We start from the raw sequence: 12,903 nt of genomic DNA on the forward strand, positions 1-12,903 counted from the left end.
TAAGGAGTTTTGTGGATTATTATGTATAATGCTTGCAGGATTTAGGTACAATTGGTATGGCCAGAGACAACTGAATCCGCATCCACTAAAATGACTGAAGATAAGACACGCGTTACTTTCCTATTTGATGATAGCAGTGTGAGTTCGGTAACGCGTGGAGGGTGCTGGGCCGCTTGTCATGACGATGCAAATAAGATGCCGAGTGCCCAGGCAGAGAAGGATACACATTTATATTTAGCAAAATCCAGAACCAAAATTACGCGTAAAGGTGGTGGAGAGAATTATAAATCTACAGAAGCACTCAAGACCTTATTAGCCGAAGGTATTTTTGTTGAATACTGGCAAGCGCAATTAAATGATGGACGGGTTACCAAAGTACTGGATGGCTATATTCTGGATAAACGGCATAATAATGAATACCCAGTTGACGCAATTGCGGAACTAAATAACGGCGTCTGGTCGGTAGAGATGAGTCGAAGTTTAAGCCCTGACCTACCTCACAATAAAAATATTGTAGCGGGCAAGACCTATAATTTTGGTTTAGCACTTCATGATGCCTATAGTGAAGGGCGCAAGCATCTTGTTTCGTTTAGTCACTCTTTTGCTCTGGATCAAGGTAAGGCTGATTTTATAGCAATTAAACAGTAAGGGTTAGATTTTCTATTCTCGGATAGCCTCCTGGCATTAAGATAATGACTTACACGTCAACAAAGATGTCTGTTTAAAAATCTATCTGATTACGTACAACTTTCAGCTAAATTCTAAGATCATCAAATTGACACAATATAGTTGTCTAAAGTGACTGTAAAAGTATTGTGCTTTTAGCCTCCCCCCTTGTGCAGCAACCATTTTGGATAGGCTGTGATTAAAAGTGAAGTATTCGTAACAAGCAAAGTTGTAGAGCGGACTTCAGTCCGCAATTCATACTGAAATATAGCGGACTGAAGTCCGCTCTACAATAATGCAATTCATATTTACTTCACTTTTAATCACATCCTTTTGGACAGATGATGAAAATGTGGGACATTCACCTATTAAATCAATAGCATAAAAAATATTTAACCATCAAATCGGTGGTGCTGTATTAGCTGAGACTTATGGGTAATCAAGAAAATCTAAGCTTGCCATGATAAAAAAATATTGCCTATTTATCCCTTTACTACTATTGTCATGGACTACTATGGCAGAGACTGTAGAAACTCAGCCTGAATATGCCAGAAGAGGGGATAAAACCTGTCTTAAATGTCATGATGAATTACCGGTTACCCTGATTTATCATACTCCGCATGCGCAACAGGCAGATCCGAACTCACCTTTTGCACAGCAGCAATGTGAAAGTTGCCATGGCGCTAGCCCAGAACATATCCCTACGCCTCTCGAAGGTGAAACAAAGCCGCCACCAATGGTTTCCTTTGGACAGCAAAGTATTACGCCTGTAGATAAGCAGAATCAGCAATGTCTAACGTGCCATCAAAAAGGGTTGCAGATACATTGGCAAGGGAGTCAGCATCAATTCGCTGATCTTGCTTGCTCATCCTGTCATAGGATCCATATCAAGGAAGACCCTGTGTTAATAAGGCAGGATCAGGCAGCAGTATGTTTTACTTGTCATGGCGAGCAACGTGCGCAGCTTTTTCGCCGTTCACGTCATCCGATTAAGGAAGCAAAAACGATTTGTTCTGATTGTCATAATGCCCATGGTTCTAATGGTGAAAAACTGCTTGTCGAAGATACGATTAATGAAACCTGTTATCTTTGTCATGCTGAAAAACGCGGTCCCTTTCTTTGGGAGCATCCCCCAGCTCAGGAAAACTGTAGCCTGTGTCATACGCCTCATGGCTCGACTCAGCCGGCTTTACTAAATAATAGGGCTCCCTTTTTGTGCCAGGAATGTCATTCTGGTGTTGAGTCATTCCATACCAATGCTTTATATGATGGTCGAGGTGTTTCCTCAACTGGAGGTCAGAGTCGTTTGCTGGCTAAAAGTTGCCTAAACTGCCATAGTAATATACATGGCTCAAATCATCCTTCTGGTGTGCGCTTTGATCGCTAGGCACGAATATAAAGTAGCTGTTGAGGCGGTAGAGTGCTGTTCTTTAATCCAGAACTGATCAATGTTTTTTTCCATGAAAAGCATGAAAAATAGGAGATCAGTTATATTGGCCTGTTCCATTATCTGGCTGAGTATAACAATTGCAAATGCTGAGGAAGAAGACAGTTTTACTTTCGATGATGACGATGCCTTTATGCTGGATGATGAAACAGAAGACGCATCAGCCGAAGCGAAGGATTTTAGCAGCTATATAGAATTAGGTGGGCTGTACAATAGTAGTAATTCTCAGAAATTTGGTGAATATTCAGGATTGAATAAAGAGGGCGGCTATGTCATTGGTAATTTTGATATTCAACACCGGGATGCTTATGATGGCGATAGTACAAATTTCTGGCGTCTAAAGGGAACTAATGTAGGCCTGGACTCTCGTTTTGTCGGTGCGGAATATGGTCAGCAGGGACTTTTTAAGCTGTTTTTTGAATATGATCAGCTACCGCATAATCAGGCCGTAGGCGCGAGAACACCTTTTGCAGGGGTAGGCACAGATTATTTACGCTTACCAGATCCTTGGGTGAGGGGAGATACAACGCCTGAGATGAGCCTGCTGAATGAGAACCTGAGTAGCGTCGATATTGGTACAGAGCGACGCAAGTATACGACTGGTTTCACGTTCGACTTTACGCGGCAATGGAATATTAAGCTCGCTTTTCAACATGAAGATAAAGACGGCCTGCAAGCAACAGGTGCGGTCATGGGAGTTTCGGGCTTTAACCCTCTTGCCATCGTAGCGCCTCGGCCGATAGATCAGGAAACTAATGATCTGGATATGCAGATAGCATTTAATGGTGAAAAGGGGCAAGTACAACTAGGCTATCAGCTCTCCTTATTTAATAATCATAATAATACATTTTCCTGGGATAACCCTTATACATTACGTCTCCCGGCTACACCTCCTGCAACAGGTTTTCTGGATACCACTGGCGGCTTGTCCACGGCACCTGATAATCAGGCGCATAAAATTAGCTTAAATGCTGCTTATCGCCTGGCAGCTAAAACCAGGCTTAATGGGAGTTTTTCTTATGGCCTTATGCTACAGGATGCTGCGTATATAGGCTACACTGTTAACCCCTTATTAAGTGTTACTAGCCCTGTTCCCCGGCAAGATGCCGATGCTCAAGCAGAAACTTTGCATGCTAATTTAGTGTTTACTACGGTGCCGATTAAAAATGTAGATATCCGCAGTAGTTATACGTATGACCAGCGCAGTAATGATTCGCCAATGGATTATTACGATGTACTTAGAAATGATTCGGAAAATCAAATTACCCAGAATAGCAGTCAGACCATACGTGAAAATCTGACTTATGGGCGTAAGCAACACAAGTTTAAAATTGATTCCGGTTACCGGTTCTTAGCCAGAAATAAGCTGACTATTGGTTATGCCTATGAGCGTAATGACAGAGATTATGCTGAAGTAGACCATACTGATGAGCATAATGCTCATATTAAACTGGCTAGTCGCTTTAGAAATGGGCTTAATGGCTGGTTGAAGTATGAATATATCAGCCGTAATGCTTCAGAGTATTCGGGGAATTCTTTATATTTGCAGAGCCATACCCCTGAATATTTAGCAACGGTACCGGAGTCAGTACGTTTTGAAAATGACCCTTTAATCAGGCAGTATAATCTTGCTGATGTAAAACGTAATAAAGTGAGCTTTGCATTAAACTGGCTACTCCTTGACCCCCTGAGTATTGGTTTTAATGGCCGCTACAATCAGGATGATTTTGATCAGAGTGAACTGGGGCTGACTTTTGCGGACAGTTTTAGCGGCACTCTGGATTTAAACTATGCAATCATTGATGGGCTGAGTTTATATGGTTTCTATTCTTATGAATATTTTCAAAATCAGCAAGATGGCTATACCCGCTCTACTAATGTAGGACTGGAGGATCGTAGGCCGGAACAATTCTGGGCGGTCAATACTCAGGACAAGATAAATACTTTTGGGGTAGGTGTAGACTGGAGTTTGATCAGAAATGTTTTAGATTTACAGCTGGACTATACTTATTCTGATGCGCTGACAGAGACAAATACTGAGCAAGGGGGTAATCTGAATGGCGAGCCCTTGCCAGATTTGAAAACGCTAATACATAGTCTAAATGTACGTGCGAATTATCGGTTATTGGAAAATATGCGCTTACAATTAAGTTATCGATACGAGTTTTTTGTGACGGATGATTATGCGCTGGATAATATTTCCCCTGATAGTATTGATGAAGTACTTAGCTTGGGCAATAGTAGTCCGGATTATAACGCTCATGTTGTGGGGCTCAGTGCGTTTTACGAGTTTTAATCAATACGGGATGTTAAAGGGATTAATGTGCTTTAAATTGCATGGCTAGACTAATCTGAATTCTCGCTGTATGCTATAAGTTGGATTAGTAACAATAACAGGTAAAAAAATGGCAGTTGTATTAACTGAAAATGCTGCAAAGCAAATTAAAAGTCAAATAAATAAGCGCGGGCAGGGCATAGGCTTAAAGCTAGGTGTTAAACCTTCCGGTTGTTCGGGTTTTGCTTATACTATCGATTATGCAGATGAGTTAAAAGACGGTGAGTCGGTATTTGAAACTTTTGGCGTTAAAGTAGTTGTTGCAGACGAAAATATCGTGACACTAGAAGGTCTGGAGCTTGATTATGCTAAAGAAGGGATTAATGAGGCGTTTAAGTTTAATAATCCTAATGTAAAAGGCACTTGTGGCTGCGGAGAAAGTTTCTCGGTATAGCAGCTTGCTTGCAAGAATATCAGTCTCACGGTAAGTTATAGTAAGCGGAGCGGAGAGCTGCAACAGCTCTCCACTTGCCTTAAATTTAGTTATTTACGTTAACGTAAAGAAATAGTTTCATTTCGTCCCTTAGTTTCAAAGTCTAATTTCCCTTCACATGCTAACCAGCCAATTGCACGCTGTACTTCGCTTTTGTTTAGCTTGGTGACAGTGGTAATTTTTGTCGCACTAGATGGACCATTCTCATCCAAAAATTTCCAGATTTGTCCTGCAATATTTCCGATTGAATCACTCATAGTTTTGCCTCATTAAAAAATAAAAATAAAAAATTAAGTCTGGGGATGTTCAGGAAGAACGATATTAAGTTCTAAGGTTTCCTGCTCGTCATCACTATCAAAAATTACCGAAATATCTTCCGGATTTATTTTAATGTATTTCTGGATGACTTTTAATAATTCTTTTTGTAATTCGGGAAGGTAAGAAGGCTGGTTGCGCGCGCTTCTTTCATGCGCAACAAGAATTTGTAAGCGTTCTTTTGCCAGTTTCGCCGAATTGGGTTTAGTTGTTTTAAAGTAATCTAGTAAGCTCATAACTAACTCCTAAAAAGCCTGCCAAACAGGCCTTTCTTGTCTTCATCAATAAATCTGTGTGGTTTGTCTTCGCCCAGATACCGGGCGACGATATCAGTGTACGCCTGGCCTGCCTTACTTTCCTCATCGAGTATGACCGGGGTGCCAGAATTTGATGCATTAAGCACCGATTTTGATTCTGGAATCACACCTAGCAGGTGTAGCGATAAAATATCCTGTACATCTTCAACGCTAAGCATTTCGCCTAATTTAACGCGTTTAGGGTCATAGCGAGAAAGTAGTAGGTATTCCTTAATGGGTTCTTCACCCTTTTCAGCGCGTCTGGATTTGCTGGATAAAATTCCTAGCATCCGGTCAGAATCTCGTACCGAGGAAACCTCAGGGTTGGTGATAACGAAAGCATCATCAGCAAAATACATGGCTAAATTAGCACCACGCTCAATACCGGCAGGTGAGTCACAAATAATATACTTAAATGTTTTTGCCAGTTCATCCAGAACCTTGCCAACACCTTCCTGGGTTAAAGCATCTTTATCGCGAGTTTGTGAGGCCGGCAGGATATATAACTGTTTGCAGCGTTTATCTCTTATCAGCGCCTGGTTTAAAGTTGCTTCGTCATTAATCACATTAACAAAGTCATAAACAACACGGCGTTCGCAGCCTAAGATAAGATCCAGGTTACGTAAACCAACATCAAAATCAATGACTGCTGTTTTGTGTCCTTTCTTGGCAAGCCCCATGGCAATAGCAGCGCTAGTGGTGGTTTTACCAACCCCGCCTTTTCCAGAAGTTACTACGATGATTCTAGCCAATGGTTTGTCTCCTAAGTGTTTTGGATAATAATTGCTTGTTTGTTTAAATAAATTTGCACGGGTTTATTGCGTTCGGACTCAAGAATATCTTCACTCACTCGATAGTTTCCTGCAATAGAGACTAATTCGGCCTGTAAATCCGAGCAAAAGATACGTGCATTGTCATTATCGGGTACACCCGCTAAGGCGCGGCCTCTGAGTGTGCCATAAACATGTATATTGCCTTCAGCCATAATTTCTGCACCGGCACTGACCTGGGCAATAATTGTTAAATCACCTTTTGCATAAACGCGTTGACCCGAACGGACAGGCTGAGAAATAATCGTTGTTTCAATTTTAGCCTCGGTAGTTTTTTCCGTTTCTTTTGCTGCCGGGTTTATTTGTGCTAATTTTTTTTCAGCAAAAGGCTTCTGCGTGTTGCTACTGTGAGCTGCAAGTCCTGGCAGCATTAATTCGTTTGCTGCTTGCTGCTGTTCTTTGCTACCACCCCGAATGCCGATGGGAAACATGCCAGCATTACGTACCGCTTCGACCAATAGAGTTATGTCAATCTCCTGACCTGCAAGGGCTTGTAGATCTAATAAGAGTGACGAGTTGGTAAAGAATTCAGGGGCCTGCTTAATTTTTTCATGCAATTGATGCGTAATGGCATTAATATCTATGCTAAATAGCTTGAGCACAGGGATGGTGACAACGCCGCTTTTAAACTCAAAAGCCTGGGAATTGGTTGGTGTGGATTGAGGTTCGCTGGGCATTTGTTGTATAAGATTAACTAGCTGTTATGCTAATTCTATCATTGCTAATTTAAAAAAAATACTTTGCTAAAAAAAATATATTTTTTTAGATTGGGAAAATGCTTTTTTCTTAAGTCTCTCTTATCACAAGGAAAAATAGTTACCCACAAAAATTGTGGATAAGTTTGTGTATAAAGCGAGGAAAAGTGCATGCAAAGCGTAGAACTAAAATGCCAACGCTGGATTGTATAAATAAACTACAATCCAGTGTTATTTTATTTAAATCATATGCTTATGTTTGTCAATGCTTGTTGATAGTAGAATGCGATTGTTATTCTAAGAAGATAATAGTGAATGTGTGTAAGTCATTGACTATCAGTCTACGGCTTAATAAATTTAAGTGTCATACGGTCGCTTTCACCGGTACTTTCGAAATAGGCTTTATTTTCTTTTCCACCGCGAAATGAAGGCGGTAATGACCAGACTCCGTTCGGGTGGTTATGAGTGTCGTTTGGATTGGCATTGATTTCAGATCTAGCCAGTAATTTAAAGCCAATCTTTTCTGCTAGCTGGATAATATAAGCTTCAGTGACATAGCCAGATTTCGCTTTTAGATCTTGTACTGTCTGTGCTGGATTACGGTGTTCTACGATACCTAAAATCCCTCCAGATTTTAGAGCGAGATACATAGCCTCAAATACTTGTAGAGCCTGATCTGATTTCATCCAGTTATGTACATTACGGAATGTAAGCACACGGTCTGCCGAACCGGGTGGGGCAATTTCTAGTTGCGTAGGCGGTTGTAAAGTCGTCATGACGACCTTGCCATAACTATCAGGGTTTGCTGCTAATTTTTGTTTAAACTTTACAAAGTTCTTTTTAAAGTAGGGGATTGAGGAATGTTCGTCGAAGTGAGCCACATATAGCAGCCCCTGGTCTTTTAGGTAGGGGGCAAGAATTTCGGTATACCAGCCCTTGCCACCGGGCCATATTTCGACCACTGTCATATCAGCTTCTACCCCAAAAAAATCGAGAGTGGCTTGTGGGTGTCGATAAAAGTCCCGGTTTTTATGCTGACTAGATCGGTGTTCACTATTAATAACGTTATCTAGTGAGGATGTGTCGGCAACAGAGTTAAAACTTAGTAATAGTAAGGGTAGTAAAAATATTTTTTTGTACCTAAATCCTGCAAGCATTATACATAATAATCCACAAAACTCCTTATTAAACAATGATATAATATCATTTTCCTGATTTCACTATCTCATTGTTTTAATGAAGCCCTCTAAAGTATCAAAATCCTCATCTCACGTAAGAAACCGTACCCGAACGGTAAAAATGACATCTACAGCACATGGATTGACAAGCCAGGCGGGACTGATTCCCGTCGTGAAATATTTAGACAGGATAGGTTTTGAAAAAACCGTAAAACAAAGCGTTCCACATCGGCGGGGTGAAAATGCAGACCATCACTTATCTGATGTGGTTCTATTGACGTTGGTTGGCATGATGGGGGGAGCAACATCAATGGCAAAGGTGACGACCGTATGGGCAGATAGCGTACTGCGCAAAGTAGCTGGCTGGATAAAGATTCCTGTTGAAACCACAATTTTACGGATCTTTAAAGAAGTAAGTGATAGGCAGATAAGCCAGTTTGAAACGCTCACGCATACTTTGCGTGGTCAACACTGGCGGCGATTGCTTCGTTCCGGAAAATCGAAAACTGGCATACAATCCGTCCAGTGGGTCGATGTCGATTCAACTGTGGACACCGTTTGTGGTCGACAAGAAGGAAGTGCCAAAGGCTTCAACCCCAAAAAGAAAGGTGCCCGTTCATACCATCCACAACTCGCTTTTCTAGCGGAAACAAAAGAAATTTTACAAGCCTGGTTCCGGACAGGCAATGCCTTTACAAGCAATGGTGTTGTAGAATTTACCAAACAGTTACTTGCACACTTGCCCAATCGGATGCGCATTATTTTTCGCGGTGACAGTGGTTATTTTGTCGGTGATTTGCTTGAATTTCTCGATACCAGAGGGCATGGGTATCTAATAAAGGTTAAACTTAAGAATTTGAACGCATTGCTGGCCAAACAGGCCTGGACAGCCATACAAGGCCGACCCGGTTGGGAGCAGAGCGAGTTTCAATATCGTTGTGGTGGCTGGTCTCGCTCTCGTCAGTTTGTCGCGGTCAGGATAAAGCAACCTAAACAAGTGACAGGACCTCAGTCCGAGCTTTGGGATACGGCAGAATATGACTATTTTTGTTATGTAACAACTGAACCTCTATCGCCTTGGCAAACACATAAGAAGTATGGTGAACGAGCGACGTGCGAAACATGGATTGAAGAAGCAAAATCACAAATGGGTTTAGGTAAAATCAGAACGAATCAATTTCTGGCTAATGCCGCATTATTTCATTGCGCCGTTCTTGCCTACAATACCGTGCGCTGGATGGCTCAATTGAGTGGCAACAAAACGTTGTGCCAATGGGAGCCGGATACACTTCGTACTTATCTGATTCGGGTGGCTGGAAAATTACTCACAGGCAATAATCAGCTGAGAGTCAGAACACCTGCAGGTCCGCTCTATCCACAGGAATGGGATGATTGGGTTAAGGTGGGGTTACTCGCTTAACATTAACCGAAGTTAAGTCACTTTGATTAAAAGGTCATGGCACGTTGGCAGGGTGTTTATTGCCTTGGGCTCGGGGGATATCCATACGATACAAAAAATTTCCTCTATTTATGATTTAAATCTGGATATTTTGATCGGTTGGACAAAGAGGGCTGGCAAAGCGGCAGTAAAAACCTAATAACCACTTAGCTAGACAGGTTAATGAGAGTCAAAATATGGGCTTGCAGGATTTAGGTTGTACATTATTGAACCTAGAAATAGCAGTTGAGCAGGGATTTTGTGGAAAATCTGAGTGCGAAAGACAAGGCACAGCTAGCAGGCAATGGCCGTAGCCTTTGGCAATAGCTGTAACGCAGTATTTCGCGCTCAGATTTATTCACAAAACCGTGAAGAGGAGTCTGTGCACCCTGTCGGTGATCAGTTGTTACGGTAATTATGTTTATATTCGAATGCTTAGAGTTTTTTTTAACGTTCAACTGCGGTTTTTAGGTTGAACCTTATTGATAAGTTGATACAGACTTAAAGAGGCTAGGCCTAGAAAGGCGATAAAGGTCCAGCCTGGGATACTCAAGCCAAACAGTGTCCATAATACATCGGCGCATTCGCCCGTACCGCTAAGCATAAGCTTAAAAGTTTCGCTTAATGGGAAGTTTTCAAAAATATAGCTTAACCCGGGACTGCATTCAGGTACATCTTCGGGCGGCAGGTTTTGTAGCCAAACATGCCGTGCCGAAATTGCAGAACCCGCCAGGGCAAATATTGCACCTAGTATTGCATAGCGATGTACGCCTTTTTTTGCCGGGTTATGCAGGGCAGCGATAAGAAAGGTGATGCCGGTAATTAAAATGGCAATCCGTTGCGATATGCATAATGGGCAGGGTTCCATCTCCTCGACTAATTGAAAATATGCGCCTACGGCTAACATGAAAAAACAGCTTAGAAAGCCAAGTAAAAACCAGGTTCTGGCTTTAAATTGCATCATTGAATAACTCCTATTTCTTGTTTAAATTTGCGTATGTCCCGATTAGCACCCAAAACAACTAAAATATCGCCTGAATCGAGTTTGTGATCTTGTTCACCTAAAGAAAAGTATAACGTGTCTCCTAGTTCTTTATCGACAACACCGATTAAAAATAAATTATATTTCTCATTTAAATGTAATTCGCTAGTGTAGGTTTGATCCAGAGGTGAATTATCAGGGATGATTATTTCGGCCATATGTAAATCAGCGCGGCCGAAAACAACTTCGTCTAAAACCCAGGTAATACTGGGTTTGGTCAATAATTGATAGGCTTTATTGCTACAGATTTCAAATGGGTCAATAATCTTAGTGGCACCCGCAGCCAGGAGTTTTTCGGCAGACTCTGGCTGGTTAACCACAGAGATTATTTTTAGATCCTTATCCAGTGCGCGTGCAGACAGTGTCAGGAATACATTTTCTGAATCCTCTTCTAAAAAACAAAATAGCGTTGTTACCTTTGAACCGATACCTAATGCAATCAGGTCATCATCCTGGCTGTAGTCCATTAACTGCGCGGGTAAATTTTTTTGTAGCGCCAGGTCAATTTTTACTGGATCTGCATCCAGAATAACCAGTTTATTTTGCTTTTCATTCAGTTGTGTAATTAGCTCAAGTGTCATGCGGTTAAAGCCAAATATAGCAATCAGATTCTGGCTCATAAAGACTTCTCAAGTTTCTTTTGCAAACAACTGGTTGCAATTAAATCATGCAGGTACTCGATGCTCAGATGGCGGCCTATCAAAACTAAAATATCCCCTGCACAAAGTATGAAACCGGGATCGGGGTTAAAGTAAAAGTGCTGATTACGCAGCTTGTATCTATTTCTGCGTTTGGCATGGTCGGTGTTTTTGCTGACCACGCCGATCAACCGGGCTTTGTATTGATTGAAATCTGCCTGCTCTACTGAGATGCCTTCCAGAAAGCAACCCGGGTGGATATTGAGTACCTCCATTTGGACATCATGCTGACCATGCAGAATGCCGTTTATCGCTTCAAAAGCTACCGGGTGGCCAATGTATTCTGCTGCTAATAGCCCAGCAATAGTATAAGACTGGACTATATAATTTGCGCCGGCCTGATACATTTTTTTAACATTATCTTCATGGTTCGCACGGGCAATAATGGTGATGTCCGAGTTTAAATAACGGCTGGTTAAGGTGATATACACATTGGCAACATCATCTCCGGTAATGCATAAAATGGCTTTAGCGCCATGATTGATCCCCGCTTGTTCTAAAACAGAGTTTTTACTAGCATCACCCAATAATGCAATATAGCCATTACGCTTGGCCAGGGCGATGTGTTGTTCATTTTTATCAACGATAACAAAGTTTTGTTTATTAGTGTGTAATTGTCGGGCTATATCTTGGCCTACACGGCCAAAGCCACAAACAATGGTTGTATCGCATAATTTTTCAATACTAGATAGGACTCGTTCTTCCTGAAATTCATACATTTTTTCACTAAAAGCGGCGACTATAATAGACGTGAAAAAAGCTAATAATCCTAAGCCAGAAATAATTAATGCGGTTGTGACTAAACGCCCTCCGTGGGTGACGGGAGTTATATCTCCATAACCTACGGTAGAAATAGTGACCACTGCCCAATAGAATGCATCATAAAGATCAGTGATCTGGCCGCCCATTTTTTCATTTTCAAACATGTAGATGGCGGTGCTAGCTATAAAAATTAAAAACCCCATGAAGATTGCCAGCATGGTTAATTCAAAGCGTTTATTTTTCAGTACGCCGGTAAACATCTGGATGCTTTGCGAATAGCGAAATAATTTGAATAAACGAAAAATCAGAAAGATACGTAAAATCCGTAAGGGCCTGTAGCTAGGTAGGATAGCGAGTAGGTCAATAATAGCACTGGGAGAAAAGATATAGCTGAGCTTGTCGGCAATAATTTGCCCCAGCGCCTTATGCAAATGAAATGGCGTGCCCAGATACTCAGTATTTTCATGCTGTTTGATAATTGAGGCATGCATATCAGAGTATATCCAGCCGCGCAACAGGTATTCAATGATAAAAACGCTGACCACAAAATTTTCAAATGAGACAGCCCAAGCAGTGGTTTGATGTTCAACCTCATAGAGCAGTAGCGAGACACTGCTGATGACCAGCATAATCATGAATACATCAAAATAGGACTTAAGCTTGCATTGCGGGTTTTCTAGTAAATCATAGAAAAAAGTTTTGCTACGTTGATAACGAGCAGAGGCTTTCAGACTGTAGGCAATATAGAGTATTAAACGAGTATGCATG

General features: G+C 41.5%; 13 protein-coding genes. 5 read left to right on the plus strand and 8 right to left on the minus strand.

What is annotated here, in order from left to right; genetic code table 11:
- Positions 1–51 precede the first annotated feature (51 nt).
- The 4 genes from ACQY3F_RS02800 to ACQY3F_RS02815 all read left to right on the plus strand — a co-directional run bounded on the left by ACQY3F_RS02800 (position 52) and on the right by ACQY3F_RS02815 (position 4,842).
- Positions 52–648, plus strand: a complete 597-nt coding sequence (locus ACQY3F_RS02800) for an ethylbenzene dehydrogenase-related protein (protein WP_428353371.1) — start codon at positions 52–54, stop codon at positions 646–648.
- Between the two features lie 532 nt (positions 649–1,180).
- Entirely contained in the window at positions 1,181–2,053 is an 873-nt protein-coding gene (locus tag ACQY3F_RS02805; protein WP_428353372.1) for a DmsE family decaheme c-type cytochrome, read from the plus strand.
- A gap of 106 nt (positions 2,054–2,159) precedes the next feature.
- Positions 2,160–4,409, plus strand: coding sequence for an MtrB/PioB family decaheme-associated outer membrane protein (locus ACQY3F_RS02810; protein WP_428353373.1), 2,250 nt, complete (start codon positions 2,160–2,162; stop codon positions 4,407–4,409).
- Between the two features lie 109 nt (positions 4,410–4,518).
- Positions 4,519–4,842 carry a HesB/IscA family protein gene (locus tag ACQY3F_RS02815; RefSeq protein WP_428353374.1) on the plus strand — a complete coding sequence of 108 codons (324 nt, stop codon included), beginning with the start codon at positions 4,519–4,521 and terminating at the stop codon, positions 4,840–4,842.
- Between the two features lie 98 nt (positions 4,843–4,940).
- On the opposite strand, the gene ACQY3F_RS02820 is transcribed toward ACQY3F_RS02815, so the two are convergent.
- The 5 genes from ACQY3F_RS02820 to ACQY3F_RS02840 all read right to left on the minus strand — a co-directional run bounded on the left by ACQY3F_RS02820 (position 4,941) and on the right by ACQY3F_RS02840 (position 7,985).
- On the minus strand, positions 4,941–5,138 hold the full coding sequence (locus ACQY3F_RS02820; protein ID WP_428353375.1) for a winged helix-turn-helix domain-containing protein: 198 nt from the start codon (positions 5,136–5,138) through the stop codon (positions 4,941–4,943).
- Positions 5,139–5,171: 33 nt separating this feature from the next.
- The gene (gene minE / locus ACQY3F_RS02825; protein WP_428353376.1) at positions 5,172–5,432 is read right to left on the minus strand and encodes a cell division topological specificity factor MinE; all 261 of its coding nucleotides are present in this window, start codon (positions 5,430–5,432) and stop codon (positions 5,172–5,174) included.
- A 2-nt stretch (positions 5,433–5,434) separates the two neighbouring features.
- Positions 5,435–6,244, minus strand: coding sequence for a septum site-determining protein MinD (gene minD, locus ACQY3F_RS02830; protein WP_428353377.1), 810 nt, complete (start codon positions 6,242–6,244; stop codon positions 5,435–5,437).
- Between the two features lie 11 nt (positions 6,245–6,255).
- Positions 6,256–6,999: a septum site-determining protein MinC gene (minC, locus tag ACQY3F_RS02835; protein WP_428353378.1), complete on the minus strand. Its 744-nt coding sequence runs from the start codon at positions 6,997–6,999 to the stop codon at positions 6,256–6,258.
- A gap of 359 nt (positions 7,000–7,358) precedes the next feature.
- Complete coding sequence (locus ACQY3F_RS02840) at positions 7,359–7,985, minus strand: class I SAM-dependent methyltransferase (protein WP_428353379.1); 627 nt, start codon at positions 7,983–7,985, stop codon at positions 7,359–7,361.
- A 268-nt stretch (positions 7,986–8,253) separates the two neighbouring features.
- On the opposite strand from ACQY3F_RS02840, the gene ACQY3F_RS02845 reads away from it, so the two are divergent.
- The gene (locus tag ACQY3F_RS02845) at positions 8,254–9,615 is read left to right on the plus strand and encodes an IS1380 family transposase (RefSeq protein WP_428352976.1); all 1,362 of its coding nucleotides are present in this window, start codon (positions 8,254–8,256) and stop codon (positions 9,613–9,615) included.
- Between the two features lie 472 nt (positions 9,616–10,087).
- On the opposite strand, the gene ACQY3F_RS02850 is transcribed toward ACQY3F_RS02845, so the two are convergent.
- From ACQY3F_RS02850 to ACQY3F_RS02860, 3 genes are read right to left on the minus strand one after another with little or no spacing between them, the layout of a single operon-like run.
- Positions 10,088–10,597 carry a disulfide bond formation protein B gene (locus ACQY3F_RS02850; RefSeq protein WP_428353380.1) on the minus strand — a complete coding sequence of 170 codons (510 nt, stop codon included), beginning with the start codon at positions 10,595–10,597 and terminating at the stop codon, positions 10,088–10,090.
- Positions 10,594–11,295, minus strand: coding sequence for a potassium channel family protein (locus ACQY3F_RS02855; protein WP_428353381.1), 702 nt, complete (start codon positions 11,293–11,295; stop codon positions 10,594–10,596). The genes ACQY3F_RS02850 and ACQY3F_RS02855 overlap by 4 nt, the downstream gene beginning before the upstream one ends.
- Entirely contained in the window at positions 11,292–12,902 is a 1,611-nt protein-coding gene (locus ACQY3F_RS02860) for an NAD-binding protein (RefSeq protein WP_428353382.1), read from the minus strand. The genes ACQY3F_RS02855 and ACQY3F_RS02860 overlap by 4 nt, the downstream gene beginning before the upstream one ends.
- Between the last annotated feature and the right edge of the window lies 1 nt (position 12,903).

This window comes from Methyloprofundus sp., from assembly GCF_965251085.1.
In the GTDB taxonomy this organism is placed as follows: Bacteria; Pseudomonadota; Gammaproteobacteria; order Methylococcales; family Methylomonadaceae; genus Methyloprofundus.